Source organism: Nostoc sp. 'Peltigera membranacea cyanobiont' 213, from assembly GCF_002245975.1.
In the GTDB taxonomy this organism is placed as follows: Bacteria; Cyanobacteriota; Cyanobacteriia; order Cyanobacteriales; family Nostocaceae; genus Nostoc.
Window position 1 is genome coordinate 20,249 of sequence record NZ_NOLI01000023.1, and the last position, 20,324, is coordinate 40,572.

At 41.5% G+C, this 20,324-nt stretch carries 11 protein-coding genes and 1 pseudogene; 4 read left to right on the top strand and 8 right to left on the bottom strand.

The genetic code is table 11. The features are described from left to right. Nucleotides 1-153: 153 nt before the first annotated feature. Together glgX and CDG77_RS09400 are read left to right on the top strand one after the other, a co-directional pair. The gene (gene glgX / locus CDG77_RS09395) at nucleotides 154-2,280 is read left to right on the top strand and encodes a glycogen debranching protein GlgX (protein WP_094329127.1); all 2,127 of its coding nucleotides are present in this window, start codon (nucleotides 154-156) and stop codon (nucleotides 2,278-2,280) included. A 161-nt stretch (nucleotides 2,281-2,441) separates the two neighbouring features. Next, complete coding sequence (locus CDG77_RS09400) at nucleotides 2,442-3,068, top strand: Uma2 family endonuclease (RefSeq protein WP_094329128.1); 627 nt, start codon at nucleotides 2,442-2,444, stop codon at nucleotides 3,066-3,068. A gap of 11 nt (nucleotides 3,069-3,079) precedes the next feature. On the opposite strand, the gene CDG77_RS09405 is transcribed toward CDG77_RS09400, so the two are convergent. The 4 genes from CDG77_RS09405 to CDG77_RS09420 form a co-directional block, all read right to left on the bottom strand. Then, entirely contained in the window at nucleotides 3,080-4,003 is a 924-nt protein-coding gene (locus CDG77_RS09405; RefSeq protein WP_094329129.1) for a tetratricopeptide repeat protein, read from the bottom strand. Between the two features lie 169 nt (nucleotides 4,004-4,172). Further along, nucleotides 4,173-4,508, bottom strand: coding sequence for a cytochrome c6 PetJ (gene petJ / locus CDG77_RS09410; protein ID WP_094329161.1), 336 nt, complete (start codon nucleotides 4,506-4,508; stop codon nucleotides 4,173-4,175). A 287-nt stretch (nucleotides 4,509-4,795) separates the two neighbouring features. After that, entirely contained in the window at nucleotides 4,796-5,290 is a 495-nt protein-coding gene (locus CDG77_RS09415) for a GNAT family N-acetyltransferase (protein WP_190233937.1), read from the bottom strand. 366 nt (nucleotides 5,291-5,656) lie between these two features. Further along, complete coding sequence (locus CDG77_RS09420; protein ID WP_094329131.1) at nucleotides 5,657-6,829, bottom strand: RpoD/SigA family RNA polymerase sigma factor; 1,173 nt, start codon at nucleotides 6,827-6,829, stop codon at nucleotides 5,657-5,659. A gap of 807 nt (nucleotides 6,830-7,636) precedes the next feature. Here CDG77_RS09420 and priA point away from each other — a divergent pair. Continuing rightward, the gene (gene priA, locus CDG77_RS09425) at nucleotides 7,637-10,228 is read left to right on the top strand and encodes a primosomal protein N' (protein ID WP_094329132.1); all 2,592 of its coding nucleotides are present in this window, start codon (nucleotides 7,637-7,639) and stop codon (nucleotides 10,226-10,228) included. Nucleotide 10,229: 1 nt separating this feature from the next. On the opposite strand, the pseudogene CDG77_RS09430 reads toward priA, so the two are convergent. The 3 genes and pseudogenes from CDG77_RS09430 to CDG77_RS09440 all read right to left on the bottom strand — a co-directional run bounded on the left by CDG77_RS09430 (nucleotide 10,230) and on the right by CDG77_RS09440 (nucleotide 17,678). Further along, nucleotides 10,230-15,362: pseudogene (locus CDG77_RS09430) on the bottom strand (Calx-beta domain-containing protein). A 432-nt stretch (nucleotides 15,363-15,794) separates the two neighbouring features. Then, entirely contained in the window at nucleotides 15,795-16,469 is a 675-nt protein-coding gene (locus CDG77_RS09435) for a response regulator transcription factor (protein WP_094329133.1), read from the bottom strand. A 111-nt stretch (nucleotides 16,470-16,580) separates the two neighbouring features. After that, the gene (locus tag CDG77_RS09440; RefSeq protein WP_094329134.1) at nucleotides 16,581-17,678 is read right to left on the bottom strand and encodes a sensor histidine kinase; all 1,098 of its coding nucleotides are present in this window, start codon (nucleotides 17,676-17,678) and stop codon (nucleotides 16,581-16,583) included. Nucleotides 17,679-18,210: 532 nt separating this feature from the next. Between CDG77_RS09440 and kdpA the strand changes: the two genes are divergently transcribed. Then, nucleotides 18,211-19,896: a potassium-transporting ATPase subunit KdpA gene (gene kdpA / locus CDG77_RS09445; protein WP_094329135.1), complete on the top strand. Its 1,686-nt coding sequence runs from the start codon at nucleotides 18,211-18,213 to the stop codon at nucleotides 19,894-19,896. Between the two features lie 53 nt (nucleotides 19,897-19,949). On the opposite strand, the gene CDG77_RS38470 is transcribed toward kdpA, so the two are convergent. Then, nucleotides 19,950-20,084 carry a hypothetical protein gene (locus CDG77_RS38470; RefSeq protein ID WP_258169812.1) on the bottom strand — a complete coding sequence of 45 codons (135 nt, stop codon included), beginning with the start codon at nucleotides 20,082-20,084 and terminating at the stop codon, nucleotides 19,950-19,952. Nucleotides 20,085-20,324: the final 240 nt, after the last annotated feature.

Below are 20,324 nucleotides of genomic sequence, written 5' to 3' on the forward strand. Positions count from 1 at the left end.
TTACTAATGATAGAGTAATAAATATCATATATGAAGTTAAGGTGAAATGTTAGTGTCTTTAAGAGAGTTATTAGTAACTATAAAATTTAACTAATGATTCAAAATAATCGAAGTTGATTAATTGTCAAAAAAGTAATTATTGAAAATTAACTTATGTATGTAGCAGTATGGCCAGGGAATGTATATCCTTTAGGTGCAACTTGGGATGGTAAAGGGACAAACTTCGCTTTATTTTCAGAAAATGCAACTGGGGTAGAGCTTTGTTTATTTGATAACGATGACGAAGAGATTCGCGTGCCTTTGACAGAAAAAAATAATTTTGTTTGGCATGGTTACTTACCAGGAGTCGGGCCTGGTCAAAAGTATGGGTTTAGAGTGCATGGAATGTGGGCACCAGAAGCAGGTCATCGATTTAATGCAAATAAACTGTTAATTGACCCCTACGCTAAAGCAATTGATGGTGAGTTTAGTTACGATCCATCTGTCTTTGGCTATTCTCTAGATGCTGAAGAAAAAGACTTAGTTTTTTCTGAACTAGATGATGCAAAAATAATGCCTAAGTGTGTTGTCGTCGATCAATCTTTTGATTGGGAAGATGACAAACTGCTTGGTACACCTTGGCATACAACTGTTATTTATGAAACTCATGTCAAAGGTTTTACAAAGCTACATCCAGCTATTCCAGAAGAGTTGCGTGGTACTTATGCAGGGTTGGCACACCCAGCTGCAATTCAACATTTACTGCAATTAGGAATTACAGCAGTTGAATTGATGCCAGTGCATCACTTTCTATCCCATCCAGGACATTTAGAAGATAAAGGATTAAAGAATTACTGGGGCTACGATTCCATCAACTATTTTGCCCCCTATTCTAGTTACAGTGCTAATAGAACTGCGGGTCAACAAGTTACCGAATTCAAGCAAATGGTTAAGGCATTACATTTTGCTGGAATTGAAGTGATTTTAGATGTAGTTTACAACCACACAGGCGAAGGAAATCATTTCGGGCCAACGCTATCTTTGCGAGGTATTGATAATTCTGTCTATTATCGCTTGGTAAAAGACGATCCTCGCTACTACATGGATTTTACAGGCTGTGGTAACTCTCTGAATGTGCGTCATGCTCAAGTTCTGAAGTTAATTATGGATAGCCTGCGCTATTGGGTAATAGAAATGCATGTAGATGGCTTCCGATTTGATTTAGCCTCGGCACTAGCACGAGAATTATATGAAGTAGATAATTTATCAGCTTTCTTTGACATTATTCATCAAGACCCAATTTTAGCAGATGTGAAGCTAATTGCTGAACCTTGGGACTTAGGAGAAGGAGGCTATCAAGTGGGGAACTTTCCACTGCGTTGGTCTGAGTGGAATGGGAGATATAGGGATACAGTAAGAGATTTTTGGCGTGGTGTAGATGATAGTTTAGGACAATTTGCTTACTGTTTTACGGGTAGCCCTGACTTGTATCAAACAAACGGGCGCAATCCAAATGCAAGTATTAATTTCATAACTGCTCATGATGGTTTCACGTTAAATGATTTAGTCAGCTACAACGAAAAACATAACCACGCAAACGGGGAAGATAATAGAGATGGTGAAAGCCATAATAGATCCTGGAATTGTGGTGCTGAAGGCGAAACCGATGATGCAGAAGTGATGCGTTTGCGCGAACGGCAACGACGAAACTTTTTAGCAACTCTAATGCTATCTCAAGGTGTACCAATGCTATTAGAGGGAGATGAAATTGGCTGTAGTCAAAAAGGTAATAATAATGTCTACTGCCAAGATAATGAGATTTCCTGGCGGCATTGGGATTTGCATAAAGCCAACTCGGATTTACTTGACTTCACACGCGAACTAATTGATTTTCGCCATCAGCATCCAGTATTTCGCCGGCGTAAGTGGTTTCAAGGTCGCCCCATCCACGGTTTAGGGATTAATGATATTGCTTGGTTTAATGCTGATGGTAGTGGAATGACTGAGAAGCAATGGCTAGTTAGTTATGCCAAAGTAATGGAGATTTTCTTGAATGGGCAGGGAATTCTTACTCCAGGGGATCGTGGTGAGCGGATTATTGATGAAAGTTTTCTGATATTTTTTAACGCTCACTATGAGTTACTTGAGTTTGCTTTACCCGATGACTTTAAAGATAAGGTATGGGAGATAGTAATTGACACTAATGAACCTCGCTTTTTAGATAGAGGAAAATTAGTTTCAGGCTCTCAAAGTCTACCAGTTACAGATCGTTCTCTGATGCTGTTACGCCTTATTAGTTAGAGGATGTTTGAAAAGTCCTAGAGTAGACCAAAAACCCCGATTGTCTTCCTCTCTCCCACTTGGATAGAGGCTTTTTTTATCATATAATTTATTTACTACTATGTAGTAATTAGGAATTACGTTAACATTAAGAAAACTGGACGTTTTACAAACACAATAGAATGATTCAAACCTTACGTAAACTAGTTACATTCGATGAATTCGTTGCTAAATATCCTGACAACACAGGAAAACGTTATGAATTGCATGATGGAGTAATTGTAGAGATGCCGCAACCCACTGGCGACCATGAAGAGGTAGTTGGATTTTTAGCCTTTGAAATTACTAGAGAGTGTATTCGTTTAAATTTCCCCTACTTCATACCCAAAACAGTATTAGTCAGACCGCCTGAAAATGAATCTGCTTACTCGCCAGATGTGCTGATATTGAATCGCCCTAATTTAGTAAACGAACCTGTGTGGAAAAAAGAATCTACTGTAAGCCAAGCGGAATCAATACCCTTAGTAGTTGGGGTAGTGAGTAGCAATTGGCGTGATGATTATTTAAAAAAAGCTGCTGACTATGAGGCTGTAGGTATACCAGAATACTGGATTGTAGACTACGCTGCTTTAGGTGGTAGGCGATTTATTGGCAACCCCAAACAACGAACTGTCTCACTTTATACTTTAATTGAGGGAGAATATCAAGTCAGCCAGTTTCAAGGTAGCGATCGCATTATCTCACCTACCTTCCCCGAATTAAATTTAACTGCCGAACAAATTTTTCAAGCTGGTGCATACCCTGTATAGCTTTTACAGTCTTATAAAAAAGCGATTTCAGTTACAGAAGAAATTTTTTGTCGCAAATTCTTCAGCAAATCGAGAGTTTTTTCGTAGGCGACTCTCTTTCCTTGATTATCAAAGTACTCAGATGCTTTTTGTAAATCAGACATTGCATCTAAATGATATCCTAAGCGATAACGAGCTATTCCCCGATTAACGTAAGCCTGAGCATTACTGGGATTGAGTTTGATAACTTGAGAAAAATCACGTACTGCACCAAAGTCATCTCTATTTCGTCCGCAAGCGCAACCCCGGTTAAAATAAGCTCGATAATCGTTAGCGTTGAGACGAATTGCTAGATTAAAGTCGAGCATAGCTGCTTGGGTATCTTGCAAGATAAAATGCGCCAAACCTCGGTCATTGTAGATATCTGCAAGCAGTAAACTAGTGATTTGGGGAATTTGAGTTAGGGCTAAATTAAAGTCAAGAATTGCCTCCGAGTCTTTCCCATCCCCAGCACGGGCTAATGCTCGGTTGTAGTAAGCTCGAAAATCGTAGGGTTTAAGTGCGATCGCTCGATTATGATCGACAATGGCAGCAGGATAATCTCCTTGTCTGTAGTGTGCTACTCCCCGGTTCAGATAAGCCTCAGAGTCATCAGGTGCAAAATTTATGGCTTGGGTACAATCTGCGATCGCTTGATGGTAATCTTGTAATTGGAGATAAGCAAGACAGCGATCGCTATAAGCAAAAGCCAAATCTTTCTCAACTTCAATTGCCTGATTGAAATTCTCTATTGCTTCCTGGTAATTACCGCGCTGCATCTTATCTACACCCAACTGCAAGAAATCACTCGCTGTAATTTGGGTAATTAAAACGGGTGCTGAATGTGCGGATAAAGTCAAAAAAGTGAGAGAAACAGCAATAATTACACTGATAAATAATCGCCAGAAATTATCCATAGTACCAACTTAGGATAGGTAGTATTGTTTGATATTCTTGAAACAGTCTTTTTATCAAGACTTTTAATCCAAAATTGGTATAAACATCCTAATTTGAAAATTTCGGCAATCCTAAAATTCGCGGGACAAAAGCCCCGCAAATTGCTAATTTTTGAAGTTAGATGTTAGTCTACTTCCAGTCCTTATCTGCTTGTGAAAGCACATAAGCCGCTACATCTTCAATCTGGCTATCTTTCAAACGTTTGCCGAAAGCAGGCATGGCATTTTTACCTTTTGTAACCTGGGCAATAATCGCCTCTGCTGAGTACATATCATACTTTTCCAAAGCGTCTTTCTTCAGACTTTTGGCAGCTTGAACCAGATTCTTACCTCCAGCGTGACAAGAAGCACAATTAGCACTAAATACTTTAGCTCCACCAACAGCATCCCCTGCCAAAGCTGGACTGCTGAAGGCAAAGGTGAAGATTGCTATGCCTAACAGCATGACTGTAATCAATTTTTTCATTTCGTGTTCTCTCTGCAATAACGGCTTATTGGGTTCAATATCCTCCATAATTGTCAGTTGAGCCGCTCCTATAGTCAAACGACAAGCTGTCAAACTTCGCTTTAAAATTTTTGAATTTTTTGGTTTTTAGATACAGAGTCATATCTAGCGACAAACTGCTTTTCATTTACGCCGATCGTGAAAATGCAAATTTATATAAATATTTAATATTTTATAACCGAAAAATGATAGGCGTTTAAGGATGAAATATTCAAAATATTCATCTTTTATACTTCATCCTTTGTTTTTTATTTAACAGTTCCTAACTGAGTAAGCGCATCTTCTGTAACACGGCAAATTCGCCAATCATCTAATATAGATGCTCCCATACTGCGGTAGAATGCTTTAGCTGGTTCGTTCCAATCCAACACACTCCATTCTAATCTTCCACAGTCACGTTCTACAGTTATCTGGGCTAATTTAGTAATCAGAGCCTTACCAATACCTTGCCTACGATATTCTGGTAAAACAAATAAGTCTTCCAGATAAATTCCTGGCTTGGTCAAAAATGTTGAATAATTATGAAAAAATAGGGCAAAACCAACAGCTTGACCGGCAGATTCTGCTAAAATCGCTTCTATATATCTGTGCGAGCCAAATAAATGCTCTTTCAGTGCCAGAGCATTGCCAGTGACAGCGTGAGATAATTTTTCATACTCAGCAAGCCCCTGAATTAATTGAAATAGTCTGCTGTAATCAGTTGGTTCAGCAAAACGCAAAATCAAATTGCTACACGAAGTCATTAGTCTATAGTCCATAGTTCATAGTCCATAGTCTATAGGCAACTGGGCAATTTTTTTTGAGTAATGACTAAATAAAAGCCGAAAAAAGGTACAGAATGCCCGGTTTTGTAGATGTTGATAGATGAAGCTCAAGAAATATACAGATACAAGCTCGCCTTCATTCGTTAGGAATGTGGATTTAATAAAGAGCAAGTTTTGTAGGGTGTGTTATGAACATTTATCCTAACGCACCTAAAATTGATGATGGTGCGTTACGCTACGCGATAACACATCCTACGAAATTGAAAGCTTTGCACTTTATTCGATCCATATTCGTTAGTTAAGCTAATTAGGTCAGGTATTACATCTCTATCTTTGTAAATGTAACTAAATCAACCAACCTTTTAAGCGTTTAGCTATATGAGGACGGCGCAATTTCCGCATGGCTTTGCTTTGAATTTGACGCACTCGCTCGCGAGAAAGATTGAACATATTGCCAACTTCTTCTAAGGTACAGGGTTCGCTGGTTGTCAAGCCATAGCGCAGAGAAATTACATCTTTCTCCCGTGGAGTTAACACGTCACCCAATACTTCCCAAATCTCCTGACGCATCATGTTTTCATTCATTTTTGCTTCTGGAGACAGATTATCTTCATCTTCGAGCAAATCCATCAATTCCGTGTCTTCTTCTTTACCAACGCGGTGGTTAAGAGAAAGTGCTTGACGGCGTAATTGTTGTAGTTGGCGTAGTTGTTGGACGCTAATTTCCAAAGTTTCTGCCATTTCACCTTCGGTAGGATTACGACAGAGTTTTTGTTTGAGTTCTCGTTGCGCTTTTTTCAGCTTGTTAAGCTTTTCAACAATATGAATAGGTAGCCGAATTGTCCGCGCATCGTTAGCTATCGCCCTAGTAATCGCTTGTCTAATCCACCAATAGGCGTAAGTAGAAAACTTGTATCCCTTGTCTGGATCGAACTTTTCTGTAGCGCGATTTAAACCCATTGCTCCTTCCTGAATTAAATCCAGAAAAGGCACTCCCCGATTTAGATATCGCTTGGCAATAGATACTACTAATCTCAAGTTAGAGCGAATCATTTTGCGTTTCGCTACTCTACCTTGATACAAGCGACTTTCGAGTTGTTTTTCCGTCATTTCTAGCTCGGAAGCTACTTCTAGTTTGCTCGGTTCGTGTCCCAGTTTTAAGTTTAAAGCAGCTTGTAATTCCCTAATTTCCTCTAGAAACCTAACTCGCCGCGCTAACTCCACCTCTTCATCAGCTTTTAGAAGCGGATAACGCGCCATCTCTTTAAAAAACGCGCCGACAGCATCATCATGCTCGGTTTTATTGTATCCCGAAGGACGGGCCGCGGCCATATTATCCCCGTCGCGTTCATCTGATTCCAGATTTTCTACTACAATTGGAGTCTCTTCATCTGCTACTGCATCTAAACTATCGAGTGATGGTTCTTCAATATCAGCAACATTCTCCAGTATTTCCATTTTTCCCAATTCAACAATATTCATAGTTTCCTTTAGGGATTGTTGTTTTGTTTGGTACATAATTTAGTTTCAGCTACTCCTTTGAGGCTTGGTAGTTTTCCCTAATCCCTAATTGACGAATGCACCTGTTTATATGGCAAATAGAAGCTTCTGCTAATTTCTATTCAGGAATAAAAATATGTATCTACCGACAACCTACGGGTTACAGTTAGATACAACCTATAACGAAACTAACCTTAGCACCCAACAAAACTTTCTTCTCAGGCTTCCAACAGATTATATTCTTCATTTTTTTCTTAATTATTAAATATGTCAAACCCCCTCAAACTTTCTCAACTTAAACAAACATAAAATTTTCAGCTAACTATCCAAATTTCTTAAACTTTCATATATTTTTCTAAATAAATATTTTTATGTTTATGTATTGGAAGTCACTAGATAAACTCAAAACCTGGTGATGGGGTTATGAATTATCAATTTCAAGTAACCAAGATGATACAAATTACAATAATGGCAGCTTAATTTGGGACGATCTTACTTGTATAAAAGCATCTCATATACAGAAAGGGTTGAATATCTATCGATAGGCGGAAAAAGGCTACTCCCTATTTAGTAGATAGAGCAACTGTTGCAGCAAGTGCCGACATGCTTTTATTTGTATAGTGGATACCAAATATTTATTGCATGTATAGTTGATACGAATTTGTCTAGTAGATTACATAAGAGGAAACTTATCAAGTATTATGAATGATAACAGTATTGAGAAATACTATTTAAATTTAAGAAAGCAAAAAATTAGAGTTTATTTAGCTAGGTTAATTTTGACCAGCTATGTGAGGAAAACATCTAACTATAAAGTCAGCAACTATGTATATTAATGATGTAAATTTATCTCCCTTAGTGGTGGCTCAAGCTAGTGAATCGTACCATTCAGGTACAACTCTTAATAGGTGGGTTGAAGTATTGGTAGACTGTCCAGGAAGTACAGGATTATTTACTTATCGATTGCCAGCCCAGTTAGAAATAAAACCAGGAGATATTTTGAGCGTGCCATTTGGGGCACAACAATTAGGAGCGATCGCAATTCGGTTACTGGTACAACCAAATATCGATTTAGCACCAGAAAAAATCCGGGAGGTAGAAGATATAGTCAGCGTTGGATTTTTCCCAAGTGCTTATTGGGAATTACTCAATCGAGTTGCCGCATATTACTATACGCCCCTGATTCAAGTAATCCGGGTTGCTCTACCACCAGGGTTGCTGGGGCGATCGCAACGTCGCCTCCGTCTGGTTAGAGGAGGGCGGGCAGGGGGGAGTAGTTATTTACTGGCATCTCCTAATCCTTCAGCTTTTTTAACTCCAACCGCGCGGCAAGTTTGGGAACTTTTGCAAGGGCAGCCTGCGGGGGATTATAGTTTCGCTTACCTTCAACAAAAAGTCAAATCTGCTTATCGGGGAATTCGGGAGTTGCTGCGATTCGGTTTAGTAGAAAGCTACTTGGAACCGCCACGGCTGACTCGACCAAAGCTGCAAAAAGCAGTTACGCTTACAGGTGCAATCGATAGCGACTTAACTACCCGCCAACGAGAGATTTTGGAAGTGCTGCGGCGGCATAATGGGGAGTTGTGGCAAAATGAATTACTGCAAATTTGTAATGCTAGTTCCTCTATCCTCAAAACCTTGGGACAAAAGGGTTACATCGTTATTGAAGAACGGGAAGTATTGCGAACCGAACAGGGACCAGCATTGGCAGGTGATGGGGCTAAATCTTTAACTACTGCCCAAGCTAGCGCCTTAGCGACAATCCAGACACTAGATGGATTTGCTGAAGTTTTATTGCATGGGGTAACAGGTTCAGGAAAAACCGAAGTATATTTGCAAGCGATCGCACCTCTCATCAACCAAGGCAAATCCGCCCTCGTTTTAGTCCCAGAAATTGGACTTACACCCCAGCTAACCGATCGTTTTCGCGCCCGTTTTGGCAATAAAGTTAGCGTGTATCACAGCGCCCTCTCCGACGGCGAACGTTACGACACTTGGCGGCTTATGCTCACAGGAGAACCGCAAGTTGTCATTGGTACGCGCAGCGCCGTTTTCGCCCCTTTGCCCAACTTGGGTTTAATTATTTTAGATGAAGAACACGACAGCAGCTTTAAGCAAGACTCACCCATACCCACCTACCACGCCCGCACCGTTGCCCAATGGCGAGCCGAATTAGAAAATTGCCCCTTGATTTTGGGTTCCGCTACGCCTTCATTGGAGAGTTGGGTAAGCGTCGGAACCTCACCCCCTAACCCCCTCTCCGCAAGCAGAGAGGGGGGACAAGAAAGAAATCTTAATTCATCACTCCTAAATCAGAAGTTAGCAGGCAGAAGTTATTACTTAAGTTTGCCCGAACGTGTCAATTCCCGCCCTTTACCGCCGGTGGAAATCGTTGATATGCGGCAAGAGTTGCAGCAGGGAAATCGTTCTATATTTAGTAGATCGCTACAAGAAGCTTTGCAACAGTTGCAAGAGAGAAAACAACAGGGAATTTTATTTATTCATCGTCGGGGACACAGTACTTTTGTATCTTGCCGCAGTTGTGGATATGTGTTGGAATGTCCGCACTGTGATGTTTCGCTGGCGTACCACCACACCGAAGAAAAAGCGCCGGAATTATTGCGGTGTCATTATTGTAATTATGCGCGATCGCATCCCAAATTCTGCCCCGATTGTAGTTCCCCTTACCTGAAATTTTTCGGTAGCGGTACTCAGCGAGTCACACAAGAATTAGCGCGACAGTTTCCAGAGTTGCGCTTGATTCGTTTTGATAGCGATACCACCCGCAACAAAGGCTCACATCGAACTCTACTCACCCAGTTTGCCAACGGTGAAGCAGATTTATTAGTGGGTACGCAAATGCTTACCAAAGGTTTGGATTTACCACAGGTGACACTTGTGGGCGTTGTCGCCGCCGATGGATTGCTAAATTTATCAGATTATCGCGCCAGCGAACGGGCATTTCAAACCTTGACTCAAGTCGCTGGACGGGCTGGGAGAGGCGACGATCCGGGGAGGGTGATTGTACAAACTTACACTACAGAGCATCAGGTAATTGCAGCAGTGCGATCGCACGATTATCACACTTTCTCCCAAGCTGAGTTAGAACAACGCCAAGCCCTCAATTATCCCCCTTATGGGCGGTTAATTTTGTTGCGCTTAAGTAGTCTAGATCCCATTCAAGTGCAAAATACCGCGCAAATCATCGCCACAGCCTTGAGTACAGAAGAAGAATTCGAGATATTAGGCCCAGCACCAGCGAGTATTTTACGGGTAGCTAATCGTTATCGCTGGCAAATCTTGATAAAATTTGCCCCCGATGCCTTGCCACAATTGCCAGATTGGGAAGAAGTGCGATCGCTTTGTCCGCCCTCTGTTAGTCTAACTATTGATGTAGACCCATTAAATATTATGTGAATTAAAAGAAAGAATCCCGGTCATCATTGATGATAGTACCGACTCCTTGGTTATTAGCAAACCTAGCATTTGCCGCACCAGAGAGATTGACAAAAAATGTTTCGTTGCTTTCAACTTTATTATCACCTGTGACACCAATACTAATAGTTTTGCTGGTTTCCCCAGGATTAAAAACGACCGTCCCTAAAGCCGAATTGTAATCAGAGTCAGAAGTTTTAGCAGTACCATCGCTCGTGCTGTAACTTACAACTATTGGTTGATAGAATTCACTGGAAAGAGTGACGACAAATTTAGCATTAGTTGTCATTCCTGTAGTACCTTCATTGAGTGAGACATCTCCAATGCTAATGGCCGGAGGTTCGTCATCATTTATGATAGTAGCCACTCCCAAGCTATCAGTAATTGTGGCATTTGTCGCACCAAAGAGATTGACAGAAAATGTCTCATTGGCTTCAAATTTGTTATCGCCGATGACACCAATACCAAGAGTTTTGCTGGTTTCGCCAGGAGCAAAAATAATCGTCCCAGAAGCAGAGTTGTAATCAGAGTCAGCAACTTGAGCAGTGCCATCACTCGTGTTGTAATTTACAGTAACCTGCTGCAAACTGGGTGCAGAGAGAGTGACGGTAAATTTAGCATTATTCGTTGTACCTGCGTTACCTTCAAGAAGGGAGATATCCGAGATGCTGATAGTTGATTGGTTGTCATCATCAATGATGGTACCAACTCCTAAACTATCAGTAACTGTGGCATTTGTAGCACCCGAAAGATTCACAGAAAATGTCTCGTTGGCTTCAGTTTTGTTATCGCCAATGACACCAACACCAAGAGTTTTACTGGTTTCGCCAGGAGCAAAGATAATCGTCCCGGAAGCAGAGTTGTAATCAGAGTCAGCAACTTGAGCAGTACCATCACTCGTGTTGTAATTTACAGTAACTTGCTCAGAACTGGCATTCGAGAGACTAATTGTAAAGTTAGCATTAGTTGTTGTCCCTGTGTTACCTTCTGTAACAGAGATATCCGAGATACTGATAGTTGGTTGGCTGTCATCATTAATTATGGTAGCCACTCCTAAACTGTCAGTAATTGTGGAATTTGTAGCACCTAAAAGATTGACAGCAAATGTCTCGTTTGTTTCAAATTTGTTATCGCCAATGACACCAATACTAAGGGTTTTGCTAGTTTCCCCCGGATTAAAAGTAATCGTCCCTAAAGCAGAGTTGTAATCAGAGTCAGCAACTTGAGCAGTACCATCACTCGTGTTGTAATTTACAGTAACCTGCTGAGAACTTACATTTGAGAGACTGATAGTAAAGTTAGCATTAGTTGTTGTGCCTGTATTGCCTTCGGTAACAGAGACATCCGAAATGCTAATAGTTGGTTGGTTGTCATCGTTGATGATAGTACCAACTCCTAAATTATCAGTAATTGTGGCATTTGTCGCACCTAAAAGATTGACAGCAAACGTTTCATCAGTTTCAAACTTGTTATCGCCGATGACACCAATGCTAAGAGTTTTACTGGTTTCCCCAGGATTAAAAGTAATNGTNCCTAAAGCAGAGTTGTAATCAGANTCAGNANNTTNGGCNNTACCATCANTCGTGTTGTAATTTACGGTAATCTGCTGATAACTAGGATTAGAGAGACTAATAGTAAAGTTAGCATTAGTTGTTGTCCCTGTATTGCCTTCAGTAACAGAGACATCCGAAATGCTGATAGTTGGTTGGCTGTCATCATTGATAATGCTAGCCACTCCTAAACTATCAGTAATGGTCGCATTTGTCGCACTCGAAAGGTTAACAGAAAATGCTTCGTTGGTTTCAAACTTGTTATCGCCGATGACACCAATGCTAAGAGTTTTACTGGTTTCCCCAGGATTAAAAGTAATTGTTCCTAAAGCAGAGTTGTAATCAGAATCAGCAATTTGGGCACTACCATCATTCGTGTTGTAATTTACGGTAATCTGCTGATAACTAGGATTAGAGAGACTAATAGTAAAGTTAGCATTAGTTGTTGTCCCTGTATTGCCTTCAGTAACAGAGACATCCGAGATGCTGATAGTTGGTTGGCTGTCATCATTGATGATATTAACTGTAGCTGAACTGTTAGTAATTGTGGAATTTGCTGGTGCAGTTGTGAGGTTGGGGTTACTTAGGTTAACGGTAATATCTTCATTGAGTTCAAATATGTTGTCACCCAAAACATCGGCTGTAATTGTCTTTGTCTTTTCCCCTACAGCGAAGCTTAAAGTCCCAGATACAGCAGTTCCTCCACCTGTAACTTGAATATTGTTATAATCACTACCAAAAGTTGCCGTACCGATAAAAGCATAATCTACGGTGCTAGCCACGCCAATACCACCACTGCGAGTAACCGTGAAGGTAACAGCTTGAGTACCGCTATTACCTTCAGTTAAATTTGAAGTGGCGCTGGAAATTGCATATTGAATCGAATCATTAGCAGCAATACTCAGAGTAGTTTCAGTTATTGTCCCTAAATCAGCCCCTATTAGCGTGCCGAAGTTGAGTACAACTGTCTCTGCATTCTCAGGTAAGTCGTCTGGGTTAATAGTAAAAGTAATTAGCTTTGTTAAATTTGAACCTGTCGCCCCAGCAGCAAAGGAAATAGTAGTGGGGGAAAAAGTATAATCGTTGCCACTAGTAGCCGTACTACTATTTTTGACGACAATAGGAACTGTGACCGCCGTTTCTGGAGAGGCATTTAAGGTAACAGAAATAGTTACTATAGTGGCGGTACTATCTTCTGTTGTATTGTACGTAGCAGCACCAAAGCTGACTTTTGGAAGCAGGGATTCAAATGCCCCAATGTCAATTCTGCCGCTTTCAATCCGGTTAAAACCTGTGCCACGTTGATCGGTAGTTAAGCCACCATTGTAAGCCGGATCGCCAGCATTCCTGGCAGGACTGGAAGAGTTTAGGGCGTGAGTTTGTGTAGAACCACCATAATCTCCCAGTGGTTTGAGTCCGGGGTTGGGGTTAATAATATCTGTACCCGTGCCCAGAGTCCCGGATAATTTACCAGCAATTTTGCCAATCAGGTTGTAAGCATTACCATTGAAGTTGCTACCATAGACATCGGCTCCTTGATTACCTGGATCGATATTGCCAGCAATGATGCTATTGCTGATGCTTGCCGTGCCACCAGACCTAAAAATGCCGCCACCATTACCTGAGCCATTGTTATCACTATCAGCCGTATTGCCAAATATAGTGCTATTACTCACTGTGCTACCGCCAGAATAGATACCGCCGCCGTTGCTTTTCGCGGTGTTACTGGAAATAGTGCTATTAGTAAGTGTAGTAATGCTGGTGTAGATGCCGCCGCCACTAGTGTTCGCTATGTTGCCGGAGATAGTACTATTGCTCACTGTGGCACTACTGGTACCGTAGATGCCGCCGCCGTTGTTCGCGGTGTTGCCGGAGAAAGTACTATTGGTTATTGTGGCGTTGCTGCTGTAGACACCGCCGCCACTAGTGTTGGCGGTGTTGCCGGAGATAGTACTATTGCTCACTATGACACTACTAGTACCGTAGATGCCGCCGCCACTAGTGTTTGCTATGTTGCCAGAAATAGTACTATTGCTGACTGTGACAGTATTGGTGCTATAAATGCCGCCACCGTTGTTATTTCCTGCATTTCCCCCAGTTATGTTTAACCCATCAATTGAGAGGGAGGCACTAGCATTAAAAACACGGGAAGCATTGTTGCCACTGATGGTGAGTTTATTAGCTCCAGTTCCTTGAATTATCACTCCTTCAGTAACATTCAATTCCCCAGAAGTCAGGGTAATAGTATCAGGGGTAGCATCACCGAATATCCCAGTCGGATCAAAGATAATTGTCTCAATCCCTGGATCGTTATTGGCATTGATAATAGCTTGCCTCAACGAGCCAGCACCGCTGTCATTAGTGTTAGTTACTATATAGGTGGTGTTATCGACTTTGATAGATACATCGTCGATCGCTAAACCGTGATCGTTGCCTCCATCATCTATATCTTCCCAACGGAATATAATCTCTTCACCGTTAGCTATTGGGGTAGCTAGGGTAATTGTTACAGGTGTGATAACAACTCGATTGGCAGCTTGATTGCCATTCAGGGTAGCTACGGTTGCAGTTGCAATTGGGCTGGTGAAATCTAGTGATGTGACAGGTGTCCATGTTCCTGTTGTCAAACCTGTGAGAGTTGATCCAGTTTGATAACTAAATTTCAGCTGTTGCTGCGATGTATTACCACCATTACGCCATTGTTCACCCGTGTAACTGACTTGCAACTCAGTAATAGGTGAACCTGTGTTGTTTTGGAGGCGCAACCCATAATAAATAGTTCCTGTGGTAGCAGAAGCTAGAGAACCAAGTGCCCGGTCTGCGTTACTAGTACCAAAACTGTACAATCCACCTGTGTTATTACTACCATTACCAGGGATGTAATTTGTTCTTGTGGCATACCAGCCCGAAATGGTTGAATCATTAGCCCAAGGAATAGATGTTCCAGAACTAGCTAATGAGTTAAAGCTTTGAGAGTATGTGCCAGTAAAACTAGCTGGCAAAATAGACTGGTAAGCCTGCATTACTTCAGGTTTAAATGCTAGGGATGCCTCAATTTTCCCAGTTTTTACCTCTAAATCCCAGTCGCCACCTAAAGCTGCACTTCCTGTTTTGTCAGTGGAAGCAGCAACATCTGCCCCAGTAATTCGACTCAGAAACTGGACAAATTTTGTGCCTTCACCACTGGCTACATCACAGCCATAAAGTAGAATGTCAGCTTTATCAGTTAAAACATTTGCCCATTTTTGTAACTGATTTGCATAGCTATTAAGGTTGGTGAGGTTAAGATAAGTTGACCCCAATTGCAAACTCCCCTCACCACCGTGGGAGACAATGTGAACTGATTCAACTGAGTCAGGTTTACACCCTGCTAAAAACTCGCTGATTTGCGTTAAACCGTCTCGATTATGGTCAAGGATAACGACTTCACTACCCAGTGTTATCCCAGCTACCAAGCTTTGGTAATCGAGAACTGCTGTATCTATAAAAACAATATTTCTGCCTGCTTCTAATAACTTTTTGGTGGAATTACTTTGGGCTTCAAAGTGATTATTTTCTGTCATCATAATTATTGTCCTCTAATAAAAGTTTTGATTGAATAAAAGACTTGTTAGTTCTAAAGATTTACGTTAATAGCATTTATCACACAACATCAAATAGGAAGCGAATGACTAAACATCCGCTTCCACGCTCAACTGGAATTGGTAACAAAATCTCTTGTTTTTTTGAAAGAAAACCGCAATATTTCTAATCGTTATACGAACCCTAGAAAAACTAAGTTATGTTCTATCTATATTTCTTCTAGTACAATAAAATTTATACCGTATAAAAAATACAAGCAACTGTAATTATACTTAAATAGAGCGCAGCTACCCCAATACGATTTATTTTGAGGATTTTGCGATCGCTCTTATCTATAAAAAGCTATACTCTCTAACTAAAAAACCACTGTATTTACACTTAAATCTGGTCTAGCACCTAGCTCGATGTAAATGAATCTAGTTAATCAATAATTCTGGTGCTACCAATCCTTTTTGGATCGCTAAGACTGCGGCTTGAGTGCGATCGCGTACTTCTAGTTTCTGTAAAATAGCATGGACATGAACCCGCACTGTACCAGGGGCAATGTAGAGAATTTCAGCAATTTCTTGATTGCTTTTACCTGCTGCTACCAGTGCCAAAATTTCTTGCTCCCGCTTCGTTAGGGGATTTTCTAGAGTTCCCTCAGTTTTTGCAGGCAGAACCACAGTAGAATTCCCCTCAAAAGCGGCTCTAATCTCTGTTGTTGCCGTTTGATCCCACCAAGAAGCCCCGGCTGCAACCGATCGCACTGCCAATATCAGAGACTCAGCAGGAATACCTTTCAGGCAGTAACCTTGCGCCCCGGCAGCAATTAACCGTGAAATCAGGGGTTTTTCAGAACGAGATGTTAACACAAGAATTGGTAAATTTGGGTGCTTCTGCTTAATTTGCCGACAAGCTTCAATTCCACCAATGCCCGGTAAACCTATATCCATCAATACCAAATCCAGAGGATAGCGATTTGCTAATTCTAAAGCTTGTTCTCCATCTTCTGCCTCTGCGACAATCTCCAAAGTAGTTTCTTGTTGCAAACGCATCCGCAGACCAAGCCGAAACAATTCATCGTCTTCAACAAGTAAGATTTTTGTCATTTTTTATTGGTCATTGGTCATTGGTCATTTTTTATTGGTCATTTGTCATTTGTCATTGAAGACTGGTTGTTAATTCTTCTCCCCCTGCTCCCTGCCCCCTGCTCCCTGCCCTCATCTCCCCGGTGGTGGACAAGCTGGGAGTCGGAAACCAAAGAGTGCCCCTCTTGGCGAGCGATTCTCTGCCCAAATTGTACCGCCATGAGCAGCGATAATTTGCCTTGTTAAATAAAGCCCTAGTCCAGAGCCTGAGACGTGGCGATCGCTATGTCCTTGATAAAACCTCTCAAATAAGTGGGGTAACTCTTCTTCGGTAAAGCCGGAACCAGTATCGAGTATTTTTACTACTTGATCGCTAGAATAACCTTCAAGTACTACTTCCACTTTACCGCCACGCGGGGTATGGTTAATGCCATTACTCAGGAGATTGGTGAAGACTCGCCCTAGTTGTAAAGGATCGCCATCTACCCAGAGAAAGCTCCGAAAATCTGATTCGCCATAGTGCAGAGAAATATAAACCTGACGTGTTCTCGCTAGTTCAGTCAGGGTAGCGATTACCTCCTCTGCCACAGTTGCCAAGTTAACGGGTGATATCTGTAATTTCAGCCCTTCGGCATCATTGCGGTATACATCTAAAAGAGTTTGGACTAATTGCAGTGTACTCCGATGACTACGAGCCATTGTTTGGAGGACTTTTGCTTGCATTGGCGTGATTTCACCAAATTGCTCGTTTTGAAAATATTTCAGTGTTTCAATTGCTCCTAATAGGGGTGTTTTCAAATCATGCGTTAGGGTAGAAACAAAATCTTCACGCATGATCGCTAGTTGTTCTTGGGAGCGTAATTGTGCTTGGGTATAAGCGATCGCTTCTTCATTGCGGTGGTTGCGATCGCTTAACCAACCCGTCACCACCAACGCCAATACTGCAATCAACCTATTTGCCAACGTTGGGGCATTAATTATTTCTCCTCCTGGGACAAACAAATTTAACAATGTTAATCCTGTGGCTGCCAGAGTGATCCCCAATACTGCTCTCCGATTCAATCGAGAATCTGCTACCAAAATCGTCCCTGTGTAAAGGTAGCCAAATACGTACTCAGGTGGTGTCAAATATTCCAAGCCGATTACGATCGCAAAGGCGATCGCAATTATCCCATAAGTCTCCCGACGCTCATTGATAGCTTCTTTTATAGCCACTAATCGACTTAACATTGTTATTTATGATTTACTAAAATTTTTTATCCTACAATCTTTACAACTATTTAATTCAACGATTATGATTTATCTGCAATCTATATCTGCAAATATTCACTTGAGCATTAACTCGGAAATTACGATTGTCTAGATGTAAAAATGGGTGCTGGATACTGAGGATTGGGGACTGGGTAGTTGCCCAGAAGGGTCAGAGTATCTAACACAACCTTCTCAAACCGTAATCCCTTTTAGAAAACCCTGTTAAATATTTATATTCTTTGAAACTAGCAAACTTCGATAATGTATTGTATAAACAAATAATCCTAACTAATAATATAGATGAATTAAGAGTAAAAATTAAATATTCTTAACAAGAACTTTAACCAAAATCTGGAAAATAGTAATAACTGAAAATAGTAAATCCAGATTAAAAAATGGCGTTGATATCTCAAAGATCGCCAAATCCATCCAAATCAAATACCTAAACAGCTAATCTGTTATTTCTAAGAATTGGCTTGCTAGCACTTAAATTTAATTGAGCGGGAAATATATGGGACAAGGTTTTTTGCAAATTGGCTTAACGCTATGTATTGTCATAGGAATCACTCCGCTACTCGGTAGATACATAGCCCGTGTCTTCTTGGGAGAAAGAACACTGCTTGATTTTTTAATGAACCCCATAGAGCGAAGTATGTTCGTACTAGCAGGTGTCCGCAGAAAAGATGATATGACGGGTTTGCAGTATATCCGGGCTGTATTGTATAGCAATCTGATTATGGGTATTTCAGTGTATTTGCTGATATATTTCCAGAGACACTTGCCCTGGAACCCTAACGGCTTTGGTGCGCCCAGTTGGGATGTATTACTGCACACAACCATTTCCTTTGTAACCAATACCGACCAGCAACACTATACTGGCGAGACAACCTTAAGCTATTTTAGCCAGGTAGCGGCTTTAGGCTTTTTGATGTTCACCTCCGCAGCCACCGGCTTATCTGTGGGAATTGCCTTTATTCGCGGGTTGACGGGGAGAAAACTGGGAAATTTTTATGTCGATCTCGTCCGTGGAATTACGCGAATATTGCTGCCGATTTCGATTATTGGAGCGATCGCTTTACTTGTCGCAGGTGTACCACAAACATTAGCTAAGACTCTGGATTTGAGAACCTTAGAAGGTGGGACGCAATATCTTGCCAGAGGCCCAGTGGCATCCTTTGAAACGATCAAACTTTTGGGCGAAAACGGCGGTGGCTTTTTTGGCGTAAACTCAGCGCATCCTTTTGAAAATCCCAATGGCGCTTCTAACTTGATAGAAATGATCGCCATGATTTCTATCCCAGCCGCCTTGATTTACACCTACGGTATATTTGCCAACAACATCAAACAAGCTTGGCTACTTTTTTGGATGGTGTTTGTAATTTTTGTTGTTCTGGTGGGAGTGACAGCCGTGGGAGAATTGCAAGGCAATCCCCTGGTTAATAACGCCTTTGGATTAGAACAGCCCAATTTAGAGGGTAAAGAAGTTCGATTTGGCTGGTTACAAACGGCATTTTGGGCAGTTATGACTACTGCTACTATGTCTGGCGCTGTGAATGGGATGCACGATTCTTTGATGCCGCAAGGAATATTCTCGACACTTTTCAACTTGTTTATCCAGGTTATCTGGGGTGGGCAGGGAACTGGAACAGCTTACTTATTTATTTACTTAATTCTCACAGTGTTCCTCACTGGACTAATGGCGGGACGCACCCCAGAGTTTTTAGGACGCAAAATTGAAAAGCGGGAAATCGTCCTCGCCAGCGTAGTGTTGTTGATTCACCCAATTCTAGTTTTGATTCCCAGTGCGATCGCCCTAGCTTATCCCATCTCCCTATCTGGAATTAGCAACCCTGGCTATCACGGTATTTCTCAAGTAGTTTATGAATACGCCTCAGCCGCAGCAAATAATGGTTCCGGCTTAGAAGGGTTGAAGGATAACACCCTGTGGTGGAACTTGAGTAGTTTAGTTAGTTTAATAGGAGGACGCTACATTCCGATAATTGCCATCCTGCTGTTAGCTGAGGGGATGTCTCGCAAACAACCAGTGCCCGAAACCCCTGGTACCTTACGAACCGATTCTCTAGTATTTACTAGTATTACAGCTGGAGTAACACTGGTTTTGGGAGTGTTGACTTTCTTTCCCGTTTTAGCTTTAGGCCCCATAGCTGAGGGTTTGAAACTAGCATCTGGCAATTAGAAAATTTATGAGTTATAAGTCTGGAATTAAGAGAATACCAAAAAATAAATAAATTATCCGGTTTCGTAGGAGAGCCATTGCGTTGCGGTGAATCCAGCGCTGTAGGCGACTGGTGTTAGCGAGTCAGACGCTAACGCTGCGCTATCCGTTGTAGCAACTGGCGTTGCGTTAGCGTTAGCGTAACGCACCCTACAGGTTGGATCTATTTTTTATGGGAAACTCCTAACTCCTAACTCCTAACTCTTGTACAGACGCGATTCATCGCGTCTCTCCTAACTTCTAATACCATTTCTTTATGAGGTTGCGCCAAACCCTTTTAACTTCTTTCTTTGGGCCCTTTGCGTCCTTTGCGGTTCGTTTATCTTTCTTTCTTGTAATCATGGTTTAGCGCATCCTCATACAGAATTGGTATAACTTTTAACTCCTAA

What these genes read in the sequence shown, in the direction of transcription:
- glgX (WP_094329127.1), top strand. Translation starts at nt 154, where the DNA reads ATGTATGTAGCAGTATGGCCAGGGAATGTATATCCTTTAGGTGCAACT.
- CDG77_RS09400 (WP_094329128.1), top strand. Translation starts at nt 2,442, where the DNA reads ATGATTCAAACCTTACGTAAACTAGTTACATTCGATGAATTCGTTGCT.
- CDG77_RS09405 (WP_094329129.1), bottom strand. Translation starts at nt 4,003, where the DNA reads ATGGATAATTTCTGGCGATTATTTATCAGTGTAATTATTGCTGTTTCT.
- petJ (WP_094329161.1), bottom strand. Translation starts at nt 4,508, where the DNA reads ATGAAAAAATTGATTACAGTCATGCTGTTAGGCATAGCAATCTTCACC.
- CDG77_RS09415 (WP_190233937.1), bottom strand. Translation starts at nt 5,290, where the DNA reads ATGACTTCGTGTAGCAATTTGATTTTGCGTTTTGCTGAACCAACTGAT.
- CDG77_RS09420 (WP_094329131.1), bottom strand. Translation starts at nt 6,829, where the DNA reads ATGTACCAAACAAAACAACAATCCCTAAAGGAAACTATGAATATTGTT.
- priA (WP_094329132.1), top strand. Translation starts at nt 7,637, where the DNA reads ATGTATATTAATGATGTAAATTTATCTCCCTTAGTGGTGGCTCAAGCT.
- CDG77_RS09435 (WP_094329133.1), bottom strand. Translation starts at nt 16,469, where the DNA reads ATGACAAAAATCTTACTTGTTGAAGACGATGAATTGTTTCGGCTTGGT.
- CDG77_RS09440 (WP_094329134.1), bottom strand. Translation starts at nt 17,678, where the DNA reads ATGTTAAGTCGATTAGTGGCTATAAAAGAAGCTATCAATGAGCGTCGG.
- kdpA (WP_094329135.1), top strand. Translation starts at nt 18,211, where the DNA reads ATGGGACAAGGTTTTTTGCAAATTGGCTTAACGCTATGTATTGTCATA.